The organism is Flavobacterium sp. DSP2-3-1 (genome assembly GCF_049896865.1).
Classification (GTDB): Bacteria; Bacteroidota; Bacteroidia; order Flavobacteriales; family Flavobacteriaceae; genus Flavobacterium.
Genome location: NZ_JAFCVD010000004.1, coordinates 255,002 through 273,733, shown reverse-complemented (window position 1 = coordinate 273,733; position 18,732 = coordinate 255,002). Strand labels below are relative to the sequence as shown.

Annotated in this window: 18 protein-coding genes and 1 riboswitch; of the genes, 12 read left to right on the top strand and 6 right to left on the bottom strand. The window is 35.0% G+C overall.

The features are described 5' to 3' along the window. Positions 1-33: 33 nt before the first annotated feature. The gene (locus tag ACP7AT_RS06850; RefSeq protein ID WP_426063590.1) at positions 34-531 is read right to left on the bottom strand and encodes a hypothetical protein; all 498 of its coding nucleotides are present in this window, start codon (positions 529-531) and stop codon (positions 34-36) included. After that, positions 518-1,027, bottom strand: coding sequence for an RNA polymerase sigma factor (locus ACP7AT_RS06845; protein ID WP_426063589.1), 510 nt, complete (start codon positions 1,025-1,027; stop codon positions 518-520). The genes ACP7AT_RS06850 and ACP7AT_RS06845 overlap by 14 nt, the downstream gene beginning before the upstream one ends. A 119-nt stretch (positions 1,028-1,146) precedes the next feature. Between ACP7AT_RS06845 and ACP7AT_RS06840 the strand changes: the two genes are divergently transcribed. Together ACP7AT_RS06840 and ACP7AT_RS06835 are read left to right on the top strand one after the other, a co-directional pair. After that, complete coding sequence (locus tag ACP7AT_RS06840; protein WP_426063587.1) at positions 1,147-2,598, top strand: S41 family peptidase; 1,452 nt, start codon at positions 1,147-1,149, stop codon at positions 2,596-2,598. A 69-nt stretch (positions 2,599-2,667) separates the two neighbouring features. Then, on the top strand, positions 2,668-3,288 hold the full coding sequence (locus ACP7AT_RS06835; RefSeq protein WP_426063586.1) for an N-acetylmuramoyl-L-alanine amidase family protein: 621 nt from the start codon (positions 2,668-2,670) through the stop codon (positions 3,286-3,288). A gap of 66 nt (positions 3,289-3,354) precedes the next feature. On the opposite strand, the gene ACP7AT_RS06830 is transcribed toward ACP7AT_RS06835, so the two are convergent. Beyond that, positions 3,355-5,310 carry a TonB-dependent receptor plug domain-containing protein gene (locus tag ACP7AT_RS06830; protein ID WP_426063585.1) on the bottom strand — a complete coding sequence of 652 codons (1,956 nt, stop codon included), beginning with the start codon at positions 5,308-5,310 and terminating at the stop codon, positions 3,355-3,357. A gap of 99 nt (positions 5,311-5,409) precedes the next feature. After that, positions 5,410-5,745, bottom strand: a riboswitch (cobalamin riboswitch). 82 nt (positions 5,746-5,827) lie between these two features. Between ACP7AT_RS06830 and ACP7AT_RS06825 the strand changes: the two genes are divergently transcribed. From ACP7AT_RS06825 to ACP7AT_RS06810, 4 genes are all read left to right on the top strand, one after another. Next, entirely contained in the window at positions 5,828-6,970 is a 1,143-nt protein-coding gene (locus ACP7AT_RS06825; protein WP_426063584.1) for an ABC transporter substrate-binding protein, read from the top strand. Position 6,971: 1 nt separating this feature from the next. Then, positions 6,972-8,000: an iron chelate uptake ABC transporter family permease subunit gene (locus tag ACP7AT_RS06820; RefSeq protein ID WP_426063583.1), complete on the top strand. Its 1,029-nt coding sequence runs from the start codon at positions 6,972-6,974 to the stop codon at positions 7,998-8,000. A gap of 62 nt (positions 8,001-8,062) precedes the next feature. Continuing rightward, positions 8,063-8,431 (top strand): GxxExxY protein, encoded by a 369-nt coding sequence (locus ACP7AT_RS06815; RefSeq protein ID WP_426063582.1) that lies wholly within the window; start codon positions 8,063-8,065, stop codon positions 8,429-8,431. Positions 8,432-8,529: 98 nt separating this feature from the next. After that, positions 8,530-9,312, top strand: coding sequence for an ABC transporter ATP-binding protein (locus tag ACP7AT_RS06810; protein ID WP_426063581.1), 783 nt, complete (start codon positions 8,530-8,532; stop codon positions 9,310-9,312). On the opposite strand, the gene ACP7AT_RS06805 is transcribed toward ACP7AT_RS06810, so the two are convergent. Continuing rightward, on the bottom strand, positions 9,309-9,764 hold the full coding sequence (locus tag ACP7AT_RS06805) for a tRNA (cytidine(34)-2'-O)-methyltransferase (RefSeq protein WP_426063579.1): 456 nt from the start codon (positions 9,762-9,764) through the stop codon (positions 9,309-9,311). The genes ACP7AT_RS06810 and ACP7AT_RS06805 overlap by 4 nt on opposite strands. Positions 9,765-9,822: 58 nt before the next feature. Beyond that, positions 9,823-10,398 (bottom strand): pseudouridine synthase, encoded by a 576-nt coding sequence (locus tag ACP7AT_RS06800; RefSeq protein WP_426063577.1) that lies wholly within the window; start codon positions 10,396-10,398, stop codon positions 9,823-9,825. A 171-nt stretch (positions 10,399-10,569) separates the two neighbouring features. Between ACP7AT_RS06800 and ACP7AT_RS06795 the strand changes: the two genes are divergently transcribed. The 6 genes from ACP7AT_RS06795 to ACP7AT_RS06770 all read left to right on the top strand — a co-directional run bounded on the left by ACP7AT_RS06795 (position 10,570) and on the right by ACP7AT_RS06770 (position 17,776). Next, a complete protein-coding gene (locus tag ACP7AT_RS06795; RefSeq protein ID WP_091206768.1) occupies positions 10,570-10,935 on the top strand; it encodes a hypothetical protein in 366 nt (121 codons plus the stop codon). A 210-nt stretch (positions 10,936-11,145) separates the two neighbouring features. Then, positions 11,146-14,559, top strand: a complete 3,414-nt coding sequence (locus tag ACP7AT_RS06790; RefSeq protein ID WP_426063575.1) for a choice-of-anchor J domain-containing protein — start codon at positions 11,146-11,148, stop codon at positions 14,557-14,559. Positions 14,560-14,760: 201 nt separating this feature from the next. Beyond that, positions 14,761-16,131 (top strand): DNA recombination protein RmuC, encoded by a 1,371-nt coding sequence (gene rmuC / locus ACP7AT_RS06785; RefSeq protein ID WP_426063573.1) that lies wholly within the window; start codon positions 14,761-14,763, stop codon positions 16,129-16,131. A 5-nt stretch (positions 16,132-16,136) separates the two neighbouring features. Beyond that, positions 16,137-16,502: a 6-phosphogluconate dehydrogenase gene (locus tag ACP7AT_RS06780; RefSeq protein WP_426063572.1), complete on the top strand. Its 366-nt coding sequence runs from the start codon at positions 16,137-16,139 to the stop codon at positions 16,500-16,502. After that, positions 16,503-17,048 (top strand): acyl-CoA thioesterase, encoded by a 546-nt coding sequence (locus ACP7AT_RS06775; protein ID WP_426063570.1) that lies wholly within the window; start codon positions 16,503-16,505, stop codon positions 17,046-17,048. Positions 17,049-17,236: 188 nt separating this feature from the next. Further along, a complete protein-coding gene (locus tag ACP7AT_RS06770; RefSeq protein WP_426063568.1) occupies positions 17,237-17,776 on the top strand; it encodes a YceI family protein in 540 nt (179 codons plus the stop codon). Between the two features lie 2 nt (positions 17,777-17,778). Here ACP7AT_RS06770 and ACP7AT_RS06765 read toward each other — a convergent pair whose 3' ends face one another. After that, complete coding sequence (locus ACP7AT_RS06765; protein ID WP_426063566.1) at positions 17,779-18,693, bottom strand: TIGR01777 family oxidoreductase; 915 nt, start codon at positions 18,691-18,693, stop codon at positions 17,779-17,781. Positions 18,694-18,732 lie beyond the last annotated feature (39 nt).

Here is an 18,732-nt window from a genome sequence, read left to right as displayed (position 1 = left end):
TTTTACGCCGTGATTAATATTTTTCGGAAGATATTAAATGCCCCCGGATTTATTTTTTTGTTTTCTGAACACTTTATTTTTAGCAATTTGATACTCCTCAATATACTTTACACTTTCTATGCCAACGTTTACGTTATTCGACAATAAATACAACGCTTTTTGAGTCGCTTTGAAAGCTAGTTCAGGATCATCGTAGGTTCCCAAATCTTTACTTTTAGTCACCGTTTCCGAATCATAAAACATATACGTTCCTACTCCCATCAAAACAACAACCGACGCCGCAATAGAAACCCAAGCTAAATTCCTTTTTTTATACTTGTTTTCTCCCTTATGAATTCCGAATGCTGTAATTTCCTGCTTAAACTGCTGCCCTTTTGCAACAGCAAAATGTTTAAATAACGATGCATATTGTTGTAAATGTGGAGCAACCTCAGGTGACGCAAAATAATCCTGCAATTCTTGCTCGTCTTTAATCGTGGTATCTCCTTCAAAATATTTTTTTAGTAACGTTTCTGCTTTATATAATTCCATAATTGTGTGTTTTTGTCATGTATTCTCGTATCGTTTTTCGTGCTCTGGAAAGTGAAACTCTAATGGCACTCTCAGTCATATCAAGCATTTTAGCCATTTCTTCAAATTCATATTGCTCAATGTCCCGGAGTTGAATGATCATTCGTTGCTGCTCCGGCAATTGACTTAAACTTCTTTCAACCCAATTCAAACTATCATTATCTTCCAGTTTCTTGTCTAAAGCAGGAGCTGAATCTGTATAGTTACTAGAAACAATTTTCAGATTATCTGCTCGCTTAGATTTCAATTGATCTAAACAATAATTTTTTGTAATGGTCATCGCAAATGCCTCAATACTGCTATAACTGGAAAGCCCGCCATTCTTGCTCCATAATTTCACCAAAACTTCTTGAGTCGCATCTTCGGCTTCCTCGGTACTCACCAGCAATCGCTTGGCCAACCTGAAGACTTTGTCTTTGAAAGGAGCCACAATTAGCACAAACTCATTTTGGTTCATAAAAATTAGGTATTAAACTGATTATAGAATTAAGACGATTCAAATTTATTTTTGCAACATCGAACATAAAATAAAACTAAAGTTAGTATTTTTACGTTTATTAAGATTAAAACAAATATATGAGAACTGCATTCAAATTTACACTTTTATTATTCATCGCTACATTTGCATTCCAAAGTTGTCAGGACAATGATGATATTGCACCTCCAGCCAGTTTAGAAATCCAGGATTTCATCTGGAAAGGCATGAATCAATACTATTTATGGCAAGCTGATGTTCCAAATTTAGCAGATAACCGTTTTGCAGATCAAACTGCATTAAACACTTTTCTAAGAGGCTATCCGGTTCCTGAGGACTTATTTGCTGCTTTAAGAGTGAGTCCGTCTATTGATAAATTCAGTTGGATTGTAAGTGATTATTTGGAGCTCGAAGGAACTCTTCAAGGAACAACAAAAAACAACGGAATCGATTTTGGTTTAAGCTTTAAACCAGGAAGTACTACCGAAATATTTGGTTATGTGCGTTATGTTATTGCAAATTCAGATGCTTCTACTAAAAATATTAAGCGTGGTGATTTTTTTACGGCTGTAAATGGAACGCAACTGACGGTCAGCAATTATAAATCATTACTTTTTGGCGCCAACGAAAGTTACACGCTAAATCTTGCGGAATTCAACGGAACTACAATTGTTGGCAATGAAAAATCAGTCTCATTAACTAAAACAGTGCTTTCTGAAAATCCAATTTTAATCAATAAAGTAATCACTTCTGGTGCTCACAAAATAGGATATTTGATGTACAATGGTTTTTATGCCAATTATGACAAGCAGTTAAACGATGCTTTTGCTGCTTTAAAATCACAAGGAGTTACGGACTTAGTATTAGATTTAAGATATAATGGTGGTGGTTCAGTGCTATCTGCGACACGATTGGCAAGTATGATTACAGGACAATTTACAGGAAAAGTTTTTGCAAAACAACAATGGAATGCGAAAATCAATGCCTATTTCGAAGCCGAAAATCCAAGTGCTTTATTCAATTATTTTACAGATAAAATTGAGTCAACAGCCATAAACAGTTTGAACTTGACAAAAGTTTACATCTTAACTAGTGCAAGTTCAGCATCAGCAAGCGAACTTGTAATTAATGGATTAGAACCTCACATCAACGTAATACAAATTGGTGATGTAACGGTAGGAAAAAATGTTGGATCTGTTACTCTTTATGATTCTCCAAGTTTTGGTTCAGAAAATAGAAATCCAAACCATAGATATGCGATGCAGCCTATTGTATTAAAAATTGTCAACTCTGTTGGGTTTGGAGATTATTTCAAAGGATTGCAACCTGATTTTTTAATAAAAGAAACTTTGAGCACATTGGGTGTTCTTGGTGATACAGCTGAACCTTTATTAAACACAGCTATCGGAAAAATAACCGGGACATCACGTATGGCACGACAAAACCCAGGAAAAGAATTTGACTTTTTCACTGATGCAAAATCGATAAAAGGAATGCAAAACCAAATGTATATTGAGAAAGCACCAGAAGGACTTTTGAAAGCTTTGGAATAAAAATACAGTTACACAATAAATCTTACTTTTTGTAAGTTATTATTGAATAACCATTTAAGACAAAACCAAATGAAAAAAGCAATTCCGTTCTTTCTGACTTTTGCGACCATCGTATCTTTTGCATTCGTAACAACACATACTGGAAAATCCAAACATATCAATGTTGTTATTGATGCTGGGCATGGCGGATCCGATTTTGGAGCTACTTCGAGCAGCAGCAATGAAAAACAAATTGTAGCCCAAATCACGGATAAAATCAAATTTTTGAATAAAAACGAAAATGTTACTATTCACCTCACGAGAATTGGAGATCAATTTCTTTCTTTGAGCGACCGTTCTGCACTGATTAATAAGATCAAACCTGATTTAGTTTTGTCATTGCATATCAATCAAAATACAAATGTAGCAAAATCAGGAATGGAATTTTATGTTGCTACAGAGTCGATTGCGAACGAAAAGTCAAATGAAATTGCGGTTGAACTTCGCAACAAATTTATCCGCAATACTACTATAAAATCATCTGAAGTAAAGAAAGCTCCCTTTTATATTTTAAAAAAATCGGAAGTGCCGGCAGTACTTATTGAATTGGGTTATATGTCTAATCTTGACGACAGAGAATATTTAACAAATGATTTGCAACAAAACAAAATTGCAGCAACTATCGTAGCATTCATTTCAGAGTTGAAATAACAATACGTTACAAACAAGAAAAGGCTTTCATCACTGAAAGCCTTTTCTTGTTTACATAGATTCGAATTACAATTTGATATTCATACCTAATTTAAAATTTCTTCCTAAAGTATTATAGCCTACATTTTCAACAAAATCAGCGTTCAACATATTGCTTACCGCACCAAAAACGGACAATCTGTTTTTTACCAATTCATAACGAACAGAGGAATTTATTAACTGATACGAACCTAACACAATTTTTGTTGTAGCAAAGCTGTTCGCATCAAAAAAAGCATCATTTCTACTGTCTACATATTGATAATCTAGGTTCAAAAACAACCTGTTATTGATTTGAAAATCCAATGCTGAATTCACTTTATGTTTGGGAATCAATCGATCCAGTGCGCTATCCACTTGCGTAAAAGTATAATTTGAATTCCAGTGGATTTTTTCGCTCAAGGCAAAAGAGGCTTCGATTTCTACTCCTTTCGCTTTATTCAATCCGTCAATGTTAATGTAGTTCGAATCAAAAGTTACCGGATTAAAATAAAATCCGATAAAATTAGTTTGCTCACGGTAAAAAGCAACTGCATTCAGTTTTATTTTTTTATTCGATAATAGCGTCTCAAAACCTGCCTCCAAAGTCTTGTTTTTCTCTGGTGTCAAATTGGAATTTCCATATTCAGAATACAATTGATACAAACTTGGCGTTACAAAAGCAGTGCTGTAAGATGCTAAAATCTTCAATGGAATGGTTTTAAAATCATACGATGGATTTACATTATAAACCAATTGATTGCCATATTGACTGTGAATATTCAACCGCGCTCCAGCATTCAAATTCAATCCAAAATCCGTGGTAAAAACACCCGTGACATAAGGATCAATCATGTTGAATTTAGTAGCTTCCTTCAAAATTCCACCATAAGGAGTAATGCTGTTCATGTCATGAAACTGATATTGGGCTCCGGCTACTAGGAAAAACGATTCTGAAAATTCATATTTGTTATAACCATCTACGTTGACACTTCTGGATTCATACTCCGAAAATCCTGGCGTATTTGAATAAAAATCGAAGTCGTTATACGTACGTACGATTTTGTTGAAGCTGGAATTCATAACAAATTCCCCTTTGGAATATTTGTATTTTGGTAAAAAACCAAAACGAAATTGTTCTGATTCTGTGGAATTCAAATCGGTGTCATTTGCACCAGTGTTATCAAAAGAAGCATCATAATCAGCGCCTATTTTATCATAATTACCGAAGAAATCTAATGTCAATTTTTCTGTAGCTTTATATCCTAACTTTGCAAGATAATTGATTCTGGAAAAACGATCCGCTTCATAATTGTCAGATGGATTTACGGGAGCAATCTGTGACATTCCACTTATTTCAGTGCTATTTAAAGACACAAAATAATTCACCTTTTTAGCATTTCCGTTGACCGAAAAACCTTGATTGTAATTTTGTAAGCTGGTTTTATCAGTATTTGCAGTATTATTGGTTCCCACATTTACATACGCATTCCCCTCAATAGATTTCTTGCCTGATTTTTTCAAGGTAATATTTATTACTCCAGTTGCAGCACCTGAACCATACAACGTGCTCGCTGCACCTTTCATAATTTCAACGCTTTCCACCTGCTCCACCGGAAGCAAACGCAAATCATATTCAAAACTAATTCCGGACGCATCATTCACCGGAATTCCATCAATAAGAATCAACACTTGATTGTTTTTTCCACCCCGAATGTAGTACCCTAAATTTTTGCCGGCAGCACTTTGGTTCCCGTTAATTTCTAATCCTGCTACAGAGCTTAAAATGTTTGCCAGGCTTTGTCCGGCTTTGTTTTTTAAATCCTCAGCTGTAATTTTAGTAATAACTTTTCCTGATTTTTCTTTTGCCAAAGCAAATTTGGAGTCGGAAACCACCACTTCTTTCAATTCACCTTCAGAAGAGATTGTTTGATTTTGTTGCGCAAAAGCACAGGTTGTTATTAGTACGAATAACGCACTAATACGAACGATTTTTTTGTTCATTTTATAAAACATAAAGTAACAGCTATTTTCTGCTACATGACTAAAAATGGGGAGAAAAGCATAGAATTACCCATACCCAAACCTTTTTTCCCGAAAGTTTGATACTCGATGTAGTAGGCAGGTCTCCTGGCTTGCGTCTTGTTGTTTACCTTCTCATTCTTGATTTAGGGTTGTCGATTTTTCCTTTAGGATTTTTCAATCCCAATTCCCAAATCATAACTTCTTAAATTTTCGAACAATGGTTTTGTAGATAACAACAAGCTTGATAGCTTACAGTTGCGGGTACAGCCCAGGATTTTAAATTCTTTATTTAGGATTCTTGTTTTAGGATTTAACTCCTGAAATCTGAATCCTGAAATCTGTAATCTTTCACCTGATTCCCTTTTAATGCTGGTTTGAAAAATCAAAGCAGCAACCTCATAACGGGTGCAAATATAGCTTTATGATTGGAATAAAAAATAAAATTTGATTTTTAAAACGGATTAAATATACCTTTGCAGTTCTTGAAAATTATTTTATGAACTCATATTTATTAAAATTTACGCTCTTTTTATTTGTCGTCACTTTCGGTGGATGCAAACAAAATGACAAGACTTCCACTGTTGCAAATAAAGCCGCAACTAATGAAGTTCAGTATGCAGAGGGTTTGGAAATTTATAAATACCAAGGCTACACAATTGTAAAAGTCACACGACCTTGGCCAGAAGCCAAAGAAAATTTTACTTATGTTTTACAGGAAAAAAACGGCATTATTCCAGATAGTTTAAAACAGTTTTCCATCATTCCAATTCCAATACAATCGATTGTTGTTACCTCGACCACTCACATTCCGGCACTTGAAATGTTAGGCGTCGAAAATACTTTGGTTGGTTTCCCGAACACCAATTATATTTCATCTGAGAAAACCAGAAAACGCATTGATTCCGGAAAAGTAAAAGAAGTAGGAACCAATGAAACTCTAAACACCGAAGTTTTAATAGATATGGCTCCAAATGCCATCGTCAGTTTTGGTTTGAACGACAGTAATCCAACGCTCGATAATCTTCAAAAAAGCGGTTTGAAAGTACTGTTAAATGGCGATTGGGCAGAACAATCACCACTTGGAAAAGCGGAATGGATTAAGTTTTTTGGGGCCTTGTACGGATTAGATTCCAAAGCAAATACGATCTTTTCCGAAATCGAAAAGGAATACACAAACACTTTGGCTTTAGCCAAAAAAACAAATTCAAAACCTACCGTTTTGAGCGGTGCAATGTTTCAGGATCAATGGTATGTGCCTCAAGGCGACAGTTGGGCAGCATTATTTTTAAAAGACGCGTATTCAAATTATTTGTGGGCTGACTCAAAGGGAACTGGTAGTTTGCCCTTGCCATTTGAAAAAATTTTAGAAAAAGCTAAAAATGCCGAATATTGGATTGCTCCCGGAGATTTTTCTTCGTTAAAACAAATGAGCGACAGTAATCCGCATTACAGTGAATTTACCTCTTTTAAAAATAAAAAAGTATATTCGTACGGCATAAACAAAGGTGCAAAAGGTGGAATTTTATATTTCGAATGGTCTCCTACCCGACCTGATTGGGTCCTGAAAGATTTGATTAAAATTTTTCATCCGGAGTTGCTACCAAATCACAAGCTTTTTTTCTTTCAGAAATTAGAATAAATTGACCAAAACTAACCGAAATACAGTACTTTTTATCTTCCTGACCATCGGGATGTTTTTTTTATTTATCATAAACATCAGTTTAGGATCCGTTTCTATTCCTGTGAAAGATGTTTTTAGGAGTCTAACCGGAGAAAATGCGAGCAAAGAAACCTGGGAATATATCATAATTAATTACCGCTTACCAAAAGCCACTGCCGCTATTCTTGTTGGAATGGGACTATCCATCAGCGGCTTGTTAATGCAAACATTATTTAGAAATCCATTGGCTGGGCCTTACGTACTTGGATTGAGTTCCGGTGCCAGTTTAGGTGTTGCAATCGTCATTTTGGGCGCAACACTGTTACCGCCATTTTTAGCGACACTTTTACTTTCTTCTTACGGGATTATTTTGGCATCAAGTCTGGGTAGTTTTACAGTTTTACTGGCTGTTTTAGCCGTTTCCCATCGGTTGCGAGATACCATGGCCATTTTAATTGTTGGACTAATGTTTGGAAGTTTAACCAGCGCCATTGTTGGAACGCTGACGTATTTTAGCACTGCAGAACAATTGCAGAAATTTACATTCTGGTCCTTGGGAAATCTTGGCAATTTGTCTTGGACATCTATTTCTCTATTGTCCATCTGTGTAGCCATTGGATTATTGCTAAGTTTATTCAGCATCAAACCTTTAAATTCCTTACTTCTGGGAGAAAATTATGCCAAAAGTTTAGGTTTAAATTATAAAAAATCACGACTGATTATCATTTTTGCCACAAGTATTTTGGCGGGAAGCATTACTGCTTTTGCAGGTCCAATTGCCTTTATAGGATTAGCGGTGCCGCATATTTCAAAATTGGTTTTTCAGACGAGTAATCACACTATTTTATTTTGGAGCACCATACTTTTCGGAGCGATTATCATGCTTATCTGCGACAGTATTTCGCAACTTCCCGGCAGTGATTTTACGTTACCAATCAATGCTGTGACTTCCATATTTGGCGCACCGATTGTAATTTGGCTATTAATTAGAAGAAAAACTTTTATTTAAACCATTTACTGTGATATTTTTTAAACACATAGAAACATAGTAATTCAACTAAAAAAAATCAAATGTATACTAAAAAATATTTAGATGAATTAACTTATGAAATAATTGGTGCCGCTATCGAAGTTCATAAAACTGTGGGTAAAGGATTGCTTGAGAGTGTTTATCATCAATGTATGAAAGAAGAATTATCACATAGAAAAATTAATTTTTTAACAGAGATGAAAGTCCCAATCATTTATAAAAACACAGAACTAACAACCGATTTCCGATGTGATTTATTTATTGAAGATTGTTTAGTCGTTGAATTAAAATCTGTTTTAGAAATGAATTCTATATTTGAAGCGCAGCTTCTAACCTATGTGAAACTCTTAAAAGCACCTAAAGGAATTATAATAAATTTTGACTGCTTCAATATTTTTAAAGAAGGATAAAAAACTTACGTTAACGAGTATTTCAATCTTTTATCGTAAAAAATACAATTCTATGTTTCTATGTGTTTAAAATTTTATGAAGGAACTATCCAAATATAATGGAAAATAAAATCATCCTACAGGCTTCACAAATCAGCATTGGTTATTCTCACAAAAAAGAAAATACCATTGTTGCTTCAAACATTGATTTGTGTTTAGAAAAAGGTAAACTGATTGCATTAATTGGTGCAAACGGAATTGGTAAATCGACGCTTTTACGAACGATAACCGGTATTCAAAAAACGATTTCGGGAACCGTTATGTTCAATGGGACAAACATTTATGAAATAGACGCTTTAACTTTAGCCCAAAATCTGAGTGTGGTTCTAACTGAAAAATTGCCTCCCAGTAATCTTACTGTTTTTGAATTGATTGCTTTGGGAAGACAGCCATACACGAATTGGATTGGCAAATTAACCGCTGAAGATATCGTGAAAGTGAATGAAGCGATGGAATTGACTCAAATAACTCATTTAGCGGCCAAAAGGCATTACGAAATTAGTGATGGACAACTGCAAATAGTGTTAATTGCACGAGCTTTGGCGCAAGATACACCGTTAATTATTTTAGATGAACCCACAACACACTTGGATTTATTGCATAAAGTGGTATTGTTTAAACTCTTGAAAAAACTCACTCAGGAAACTCAAAAATGCATCCTTTTTTCTACTCACGATATCGACATGGCGATACAATTAAGTGACGAAATGATCATAATGACTCCGGAAAACATAGTTCAAGATCAACCGTGTAATTTGATTCTGAAAGGTACTTTTAATACTCTTTTCAAAGACGAGCATATTGTTTTTGATGCTGATAAAGGGAAATTTATAATTTCTTAAAACTTTAAACTAAGTTGTCTTTTCGCTTCGCCAATGACAAACGCCACCGAATTTGCGATGTTGAAACTTCTGATCAATGAAGACATTGGAATCGTAAGATGATTTGGGAATTCGTTCAAAACAGCTTCACTCAAACCTTTACTTTCTTTTCCAAAAACCAACCAGTCTCCATCCTGAAAATCAGTCTCCAAATATGATTTTTCAGCATGGGAACTCATCAGAAAAACTCGGGAGAAATCAGGAATCTGGGCTTTCCATTCCGCTACATTTTGATATTCGGTTACATCCAGATGCACCCAATAATCCAAACCGGAACGTTTTAAGTTTTTATCATTGATAACAAATCCAAAAGGGTGAATTAAGTGTAAACGGCTTTCGGTGCCAACGCACAATCGGCCAATATTTCCAGTATTATTTGGTATTTCGGGTTCTACTAAAACGATATTTAACATATTATACTTTATTAAAAGATTGAAAAATTAAAAGATTAAAAAATTCAGAGCAAATCCTTTAAATTTCTATTTGAAAATTTCCTACTTCTTTAACTCCTCCAGCCTGTAAATCATGGAGATGTACATTTCCTATTCGGACTCGAACTAAACGCAACGTGGGAAAACCAACAGCTGCGGTCATTTTTCGGACTTGACGAAACTTCCCTTCATAAACCGTTATTGATGCCCAGGAAGTTGGACCGTGACGTTCATCACGTATTTTTTTTCCTCTGGCTCCAAAAGCGGGGATTTCATTTATTAATGACGCTTTACAAGGTTTCGTTATATATTTCGTGCCATTAAAACCTATTTCGACACCTTTTTGCAATTGCTCAATCGCTTCCTGATTGATAATCCCATCGACTTGGACATAGTATTCCTTATCGACTTTCTTGCTCCGAATAATTTCGCTCATCATCCCATCAGTAGTCAGCAACAATAATCCTTCGGAATCTTCGTCAAGACGGCCAATTGCCATCGTTCCTTTGGGAAAATCATACAGTTCTCCCAGCAGTTTCTTTTTCCTTTTTAACTCGTAAATAAACTGACTTAAATATCCGTAAGGCTTGTGAATGATGAAGTGCGAATGGGACATTTTATTAAATTATTTGTGCGTGCAAAGATAGTTTTGTTTTCGCTGGATTAAAAACTGTGACACCATACATTTATTGGTTTAAACAAAACGCTATGTTAAATAATTCGATTATCTCGCAATAATGACGTACTATTATCAAAATTATTAGAATTAATTTTAAAATTACAGATTATGGAAAGCAACGATCTAGGTTCAAAGAAAACAAATAACAAGCAAAATACAAACGAGGGATTTAGTGGTCAGAATCTAGCCCAAAATACGAATCCTGAAGTATCTCATTTAAAATCAGAAGTGGAAACTGATTCACATGGAAATCAAAAAATTGTACAAAGAGCACGAAATATAGAAGGAACTTTAGAACAAAATGAGGATACTACTCCCAAAAATTTAAGTTCTGATACCGCAAATGTTTCTGAAGAACAAGCTAAAAAAATGGTAGAAAATAAAGATCATAATTCGGATATCACTCCTAATCGTTATCCAAATGAACATCCAGATAATAAGGAAGACAGAGGGAATATTAAACTGGATGATTAAAAATTGATTTTTTTTAAAAAGGCCAATATGAAAATCGATTCATATTGGCCTTTTTAATTTTTAAATATTTTAAAAAAGTAAAATAAGTAGATTTTATTAAGCTGTTATTTGTGCATAGCCCCTTTTACTTACGGTTTTAATTGGTTAATTTTATAATATTCTCTTAACTTAAGATATATTATTTTTACTGCTTAATCCAATTGTAAAACTATGAAACACAATTACTATTTTAAGCATTTAGTAGCTTTTTTAAGTTTTTTTTGTTGCTTTTCGGCCTCCGTTTTTGCACAAGCAACATCTCCTGTAACCCAAGATTTACCTTTTTCTCAGAATTTTTTAGCTTTAGATGCGGCCTCTGCTGCCTATCCCGCAGGATTTCAAGGTTGGACAGCCAGTATAATACCGGGAAGCTCGTTTAACACCACAGCTACACAAGTTGCAGACAGAGCATTAGTTGCCAGCAGTACAGCTGGAACAACGAGTGGAAACATCCACAATTATAACGGAAAAATTGGTTTTCTGAATACTGGTTCGTTAGATTTAGCTTTAGGATTTGCTTTCAAAACAGTTGATAGATCCAGAATTGCCGTAGAATATGATGCCATGGTAATTCGTAATCCCTATAATGGAACTACAAATTCTCGTATCAATGAATTAGTGCTGCAATACAGAGTTGGTACTACCGATGCTTTTAATACTTTATTTCCAACTGTGTACTCTAGCGGTATAACTGCACAAACTTTGGGTACAACAGGACTAAACAGTCAAAAAATCAAAGTTGTTCTGCCAACGGAATGTGACAATAAAGAAGTAGTTCAAATTCGATGGATATCAAGACAAGTTTCCGGTGGTGGTTCCCGCCCTTCGTTTGCCGTTGACAACATCAGTGTAAATAATGATGTTACGCCTGCTGTAAATGCGGATGGATTTCCAAAAATTAACAACATCCTGTCTGATGGATTTGATTTTTCAACTCAATTAAACGAAACTGGAAAAACTTATTTTGTTGTATTACCATCAGGAAGTGCGGCCCCAGGCGCAGCACAGATAAAAGCAGGAACAAATGCTACTGATGCAGCGGCTTTACAAGCAGGTGTAATCGAAATTACAGATGCTACTGTTGCGTATGTAAAAAACATCACGGGATTAACTTTGTCCACTGCTTATGAAGTGTATTCTATATCTGAAGATGCCAGTAGTAACATTCAAACTGAAAGCAACAAACTGAATGTAGTAACTTCCAGCGTCGTAGTTCCATCTTTATCAACTACTAAAACTGCTTTAGATTTTAGTTTTATTGAGCAAAATTTCAGTTCAACTGCATTAAATTATCAGATTGAGGCGTTTAATATTACTGAAGCGGTAACCTTGACAGCATCCGGGAACTTTACAATTTCTAAGAATGAAACTACCAATTTTCAATCGGTATTGGTTTTTCCTGTACAAGATTTCAATAACAATAAAACTCCTGCCGTTTATGTGCGATTTACACCCTCTATAACTGGTGTATCTGCAGGACAAATCATTCATGAATCTACTGGCGCTTCCACAAAGACAGTGGCTTTATCAGGAACAGGAATTAATCCGTACATACAAGATTTTAATGATTCAAAGGTCCTAACAAACAGTGGCTGGACAGAATATAGTGTGGCCGGTGATAAGATTAAATGGGTGAGCACAAATACCCGCTTTAACAGTTCACCAGCTGCTGTACAAATGAATGGCTATTCAGAAACTGGAGTTAGTAAAGATTGGTTAATTTCTCCTAATTTACGTTTAGACACTTTTGACAAATTCCCATTATTGTCTTTTTATTCACGTAAATTTTTTGCAGGAACACCACTTAAATTGATGGTTTCTGTTGATTATGATGGAAAAAGCAATCCGGAAACAGCAACTTGGACCGCTCTTGAAGGAGATTTTCCAACTACTACAGGAACATTCAAACAATCTCAATACATCAACCTACAAGCTTATAAAACCAATCATACTTATGTGGCTTGGGTATATGAAACTATCGTTTCTAGCGGTTCTGATATTGCTGAATGGACAGTTGATGATGTAAAAATCTCTAATGAAGCCTCATTTTTAGCTTCAAATCCTAATTTTAATTTTGGAGAAGTAGCACCAAATACCGCTTCAACAAGCCAGTCGTTTGTTTTCATGGCTGGCGGTTACGGCGATATTACAGTTACGGCTCCCGCTGATTACCAGTTGTCTGTTGACAACAGTAATTTTCAATCCAGTGTAGCGATTTCAGCTGCGGACGGAGTTGCTGGAAAAATAATTTATGCTCGCTTTTTCCCTTCGTTAAAAGCATTGAGTATTTCAGGGGCTTTGACAGTTGTTGGAACAGGATTGAACCAAAAAATAGGATCTTTCAAGGGTTCTTCATTGCCTAAAACAGAAACATTTGATATCGTAACCTACAACTTAGAATTTTTTGGAAGCAATGTAATCGGTTCAACGGGAACTGAATTTGGTCCAACTGATGATGCGTTACAAATTGAAAATGTAGCAAAAGTCATGAATACTTTAAATGCTGATGTTTATTCCGTTCAAGAGGTTTCTGATGATGCCGCTTTAGAGACATTAATACAAAAAATAAGCATCAACGGAAAAACTTTTGCCAAAGTAATTTCTCCGGCTTGGTCCTATTCTTTCAATGCTCCTACACCTGACTTCCCTGCTCAAAAATTAGTAGTTCTTTACAATACTAAAACAACAAGCGTAAAAAAGAGTCGAGTAATGTTCAGCAAACTTTTTGATGATATTCGTGCAGGAAATGCAACTTTACCCAATTACCCGGGCGGAAATAGTGCTAGTTTTTACTCCTCTGGTCGCTTACCGCAAATGGTTGAAATTGAAACTAATATTGACGGTGTGAAAAAAGACATAAAAATCATCAACATTCACGCCAGAGCAAATAGTGGCAGCGATATCGCAAGATACAATATGAGGAAATATGACGCTGAATTATTGAAAGACAGTTTAGACGTTCATTACGCTGACGCCAATTTGATAATTTTAGGTGATTATAATGATGATGTGGATGCATCTGTAATTGCAGGAAACCCTTCTTCATACCAGAAAATGATTGAAGATGCAGCACGTTATAACCCTTTAACTTTAGAAATCAGTAAAGCAGGAGCTTTCAGCTTTTTGTCTTCAGGTGGTTTCTTAGATCACATTACAATTTCAAATGAGTTAACGACGGATTACGTTGCAAATTCAACTTCTGTTTACGACCCTCGGTTGGATGTGGCAAATTATGTCAATACCACTTCTGATCATGGTCCGGTGATCTCACGTTTTCAACTTAAAGCAGCTGCAACCTTATCAACAAATGACTTTATTGCAACCAACGGATTGTCTGTACTTACGTATCCAAATCCAGCTTCAGAATCTTTCAGTGTCGTAATTATTTCAGAAAATGCACACGACTTAAAGCTTAACATTTATGATATTTCAGGCAGATCGATGGGACATACAATTAAATTAAAAGGCGTTAACAGCGAAAATGCAACTCGAATAGACATTGCTAAATTGCCAGCTGGAATATATATTTACACCCTTTCCAATGGTAATAAAGTCGTTTTCAAAGACAAAATAGTAAAAAAATAAAATATCAGTTTTAGCATTCAAAAAGAGCCAGATTTCAAAAACGAAATCTGGCTTTTTTATTTAATATGTTTTAAAATTCAGCCGGTTTGAGTCATCGCAATTAATACCTTTCTATAAAAAAAACTTACATTAGTATTTTGATTTCCGAAAGGAAACTAGGAAACTTTTGTTTATTTTTACAAGCTTACAAAAAGAAATTCTATGTCAGATATGTTTCCGTTTTTATTAATTTTTATTGTTGCGCTAGCCGTAGGTGTTTTCATTGGCAAACTGATTTTCTCTGCTCGATTCCAATCGGAAAAAATCAGTTTAGAAGAAAAACTGATTGCAATCACTTCCCAATTCAATCAACTGAAAGAACAGATTATAGCTGATAAAACAACTTTCGAAAAGCGATTAGAAAACACCAATGCTGAGAAAGAAAGCATTCGAAGTGAAAAAGACAGTTTAGCCATTCAACTTTCAAAAAAAGAAGTTGATTTTGAGAATCTTTGGGAACGCAACAAAGAGCAAAAAGAAGAAGTGGAAAAACTACAAGAAAAATTCACCAAGGAATTTGAGAATCTTGCCAATAAAATATTAGAAGAAAAGTCTAATAAATTTACGGAACAGAACAAGGAAAACATGAAGAATATCTTGACACCTTTGCAGGATAAAATTCAATTGTTCGAAAAGAAAGTCGAAGATACCCATAAAGAAAGCATTGATTATCATGCGGCTTTGCGCCAACAAATTCTGGGCTTACGAGAAATGAATATCCAGATGAGTAAGGAAACCATTAACCTGACCAAGGCATTGAAGGGCGACAGCAAGATGCAGGGAAATTGGGGAGAATTAGTTTTGGAACGCGTTCTTGAAAAATCAGGACTGGAAAAAGGCCGTGAATATGAAGTGCAACAGGCCTTCACAACCGAAGATGGCAACCGTGTTTTTCCTGACGTTGTCATTAATCTGCCTGATGGCAAAAAGATGATTGTCGATTCTAAAGTTTCTTTGACCGCTTATGAAAAATACATCAATGAAGAAGATGATATTTTAAAAATCAATTATTTAAAAGAGCACGTTACTTCCATCAAACGCCACGTAGAACAATTGGGCAGTAAAAATTACCACGATTTATACCAAATAGAAAGTCCGGATTTTGTCTTATTATTTATTCCTATTGAACCCGCGTTTGCGATGGCGCTAAATGAAGATACGAATTTGTACAATAAAGCATTTGAAAAAAACATTGTAATTGTTACACCTGCGACTTTATTGGCGACTTTACGGACTATTGACAGCATGTGGACCAATCAGAAACAACAGGAAAACGCACTCGAAATTGCACGACAAGCGGGCGCTTTGTACGATAAATTTGAAGGTTTTGTGGCAGATTTAATCAAAATTGGTAAAAAAATAGACGAGAGCAAAATAGAATACAGCGGCGCGATGAATAAACTCGTGGAAGGAAAAGGAAACTTGATTGTCAGTGTTGAAAAATTAAAAAAAATGGGAGCAAAAGCAAAGAAAGCGCTTCCAGAAAGCATATTAAACCGAGCAGAAAAAGACGAAAATCAATTATTAAACTAAACAAAATGAGAAAATTTTTAATGATTACCACCGTAGTAATAGTACTTTTTATTGTAGGTTACTTTACTTTTTTATATTATGCCACGTACAGCGAAGGAGTTCGTTCTGGCGAATTAATAAAGGTGAGCAATAAAGGAGTGGCTTTCAAAACATGGGAAGGGGAACTAAGCCAGGGAATTTCCGGCGCACAAATATTTTCTTTTTCAGTACTGGACAGCGAGAAAAAAGTAATTGCCGATTTACAGGAATATGAAGGACAGTATGTACAGGTAAATTATGTAGAACGTTACCGAACATTTCCGTGGTGGGGCGATACGCGCTATTTTATCACAGAAGTCAAAAAAGTAAATTCTCCATTTAAAATAAAATAGATGAATCGAACCTTTAAAACAGTAGCTTCCTCAGACATTAGTATTTCAGAATTAATGTTGCCTTCGCATACTAATTTTAGCGGCAAAATTCACGGAGGCTATATCTTATCCCTACTGGATCAGATCGCTTTTGCTTGTGCTTCTAAATTTTCAGGAAATTATTGCGTAACCGCATCGGTAGATACTGTAAATTTCTTAAAACCTATAGAAGTGGGAGAACTTGTAACAATGAAAGCTAGTGTTAATTATGTTGGGAACAGTTCGATGATTATTGGGATTCGGGTAGAAGCAGAAAATATACAGACCGGAAAAATCAAACATTGCAATTCGTCATATTTTACGATGGTTGCCAAAGATAATGACGGTAAAAGTATGCTGGTTCCAGGCTTAATCCTGCTAAATATGAATGATGTTCGTCGCTTTTTTAATTGCATCAAACAAATAGCGCTAAAAAAGGAAAGAGACCTCCACGAGGAAGAATTTGATTATAACTCAAACGAAGCCTTAGAAAGTTTAAAAAAATATAATATTAAGTTGGAATTCTAACAAACCAATCTTTGTTATCAAACAGTTTAAAGTTATAATCTTTTAAATTTAAACTTAGAATTTTATTAAAATTTTTGATTAAAAAAAGTTGGTATAATTTAACTCATTGCACAGATATTTTAGTGGTTGAATGCTTTTATTGCATCTGTTTTTTTTGTAATTTTAAGTAATTTAATTCATAAATCGTTATGAAAAAAATTACACTGATCGTACTTCTCATCATCACAATTGCAACTTCTGCTCAAGAAAAAATGGTCTCATACATGGGAATCACAAACTTTGAGGCCTCCATTCCTTTATTTGAAGAAGTAAAAGCCGTAAATGATAAAACAACCTGTATTTTAATAACAAAAACAGGTGAAATAGCTTGTTGGTTGAATATTAAAGACTTTAAATTTAAAAGAGATTTGATGCGCGAGCATTTCAACAAAAACTACATGGAAAGCAATCGTTTTCCCAGGGCCGTTTTTAAAGGTAAAATTGATAAATTTGATCTAAAAAGCCTTACCTCAGAATCCAATCCCTGTCAAATTTCCGGTAAAATAACCCTTCGCGGGCGAACTAAAAAAATTGTGATTAACGGCACCCTAAAAAAAGTAGATAAAGGGATTGAACTTTATTCCGCATTTCCATTGAACACTGACGATTTCAACATTGAAATTCCTTTTATAGTGCGCAACAAAATCTCAAAAAACGTCAACACACGACTAATTTGTGTCTTACAATAAAGCTATTTTGTTAAACAATTTCTCAAAGCTTCTTCTAAATTTTTGAATTTAAATTCGAAACCAGTTTGTTGAATTTTCTCCGAAGAAATTCTTCTTCCAGTTAAGACAATAACAGCCATTTCTCCCATAACTAATTTTAAAACATAAGCCGGAACATTGGGCAACCAAATAGAATAGCCAAAAATACCCGCTAATGTTTTAGAAAAAAGAGTGTTGGTGGTATTATCCGTTATGGCAGCGTTGTAAGGCCCTTCCATACTTGAATCTGAAACTGCTTGCAGATAGATGTTACACAAATCGTCTACATGAATCCATGGCATGTATTGCTGTCCGGAACCCAATGCAGAACCCAATCGAAACTTAAATAAGGGAATAAGTTTTTTCAAAAAGCCATCATCTTTTCCTAACACTAGTCCAGTGCGAATCTTGACGGTACGGATACTTAGATTTTCGATAAAATCCAGAGAATCTTCCCATTTTTGACACGTATAACCTAAGAAATCATTTGCAGGCGGCATGTCTTCCACACAAATCTCATCTCCGTTTACAGCGCCATAAATTCCAACTGCAGAAGCTGAGATAAAGGCGTCCAGTTTTTTATTGTTCTTTTTCAAAACGGAATACAACAATTGAGTTGATTTTTCCCGACTATCGATAATTGCCGCTTTTCGTTTGGCTGTCCACCTTTTCGCCGCAATATTTTCCCCTGCCAAGTGAATGATGTAATCCGCGTTCAAAACTGCCTTTTCATCTATAGTCTGCTTCGTAACATTCCATTTATAATAAAAAACATCTCCTTTATTTTGTTGTTCACCCCGACTTAATATGGAAACAGAATAACCTTTAGCTACCAATAAAGCAGTCAAATTTCTTCCAATAAATCCTGAACCACCGCTTATTAATACATTTTTTTTCATGATAGTGTAAAACTAATGATTTATAATGATATAAAATTA

Bases quoted from the DNA above. Each gene is read 5' to 3' on its own strand.
- ACP7AT_RS06850 (WP_426063590.1), bottom strand. From the start codon at position 531: ATGGAATTATATAAAGCAGAAACGTTACTAAAAAAATATTTTGAAGGA.
- ACP7AT_RS06845 (WP_426063589.1), bottom strand. From the start codon at position 1,027: ATGAACCAAAATGAGTTTGTGCTAATTGTGGCTCCTTTCAAAGACAAA.
- ACP7AT_RS06840 (WP_426063587.1), top strand. From the start codon at position 1,147: ATGAGAACTGCATTCAAATTTACACTTTTATTATTCATCGCTACATTT.
- ACP7AT_RS06835 (WP_426063586.1), top strand. From the start codon at position 2,668: ATGAAAAAAGCAATTCCGTTCTTTCTGACTTTTGCGACCATCGTATCT.
- ACP7AT_RS06830 (WP_426063585.1), bottom strand. From the start codon at position 5,310: ATGAACAAAAAAATCGTTCGTATTAGTGCGTTATTCGTACTAATAACA.
- ACP7AT_RS06825 (WP_426063584.1), top strand. From the start codon at position 5,828: ATGAACTCATATTTATTAAAATTTACGCTCTTTTTATTTGTCGTCACT.
- ACP7AT_RS06815 (WP_426063582.1), top strand. From the start codon at position 8,063: ATGTATACTAAAAAATATTTAGATGAATTAACTTATGAAATAATTGGT.
- ACP7AT_RS06810 (WP_426063581.1), top strand. From the start codon at position 8,530: ATGGAAAATAAAATCATCCTACAGGCTTCACAAATCAGCATTGGTTAT.
- ACP7AT_RS06805 (WP_426063579.1), bottom strand. From the start codon at position 9,764: ATGTTAAATATCGTTTTAGTAGAACCCGAAATACCAAATAATACTGGA.
- ACP7AT_RS06800 (WP_426063577.1), bottom strand. From the start codon at position 10,398: ATGTCCCATTCGCACTTCATCATTCACAAGCCTTACGGATATTTAAGT.
- ACP7AT_RS06795 (WP_091206768.1), top strand. From the start codon at position 10,570: ATGGAAAGCAACGATCTAGGTTCAAAGAAAACAAATAACAAGCAAAAT.
- ACP7AT_RS06790 (WP_426063575.1), top strand. From the start codon at position 11,146: ATGAAACACAATTACTATTTTAAGCATTTAGTAGCTTTTTTAAGTTTT.
- rmuC (WP_426063573.1), top strand. From the start codon at position 14,761: ATGTCAGATATGTTTCCGTTTTTATTAATTTTTATTGTTGCGCTAGCC.
- ACP7AT_RS06780 (WP_426063572.1), top strand. From the start codon at position 16,137: ATGAGAAAATTTTTAATGATTACCACCGTAGTAATAGTACTTTTTATT.
- ACP7AT_RS06775 (WP_426063570.1), top strand. From the start codon at position 16,503: ATGAATCGAACCTTTAAAACAGTAGCTTCCTCAGACATTAGTATTTCA.
- ACP7AT_RS06770 (WP_426063568.1), top strand. From the start codon at position 17,237: ATGAAAAAAATTACACTGATCGTACTTCTCATCATCACAATTGCAACT.
- ACP7AT_RS06765 (WP_426063566.1), bottom strand. From the start codon at position 18,693: ATGAAAAAAAATGTATTAATAAGCGGTGGTTCAGGATTTATTGGAAGA.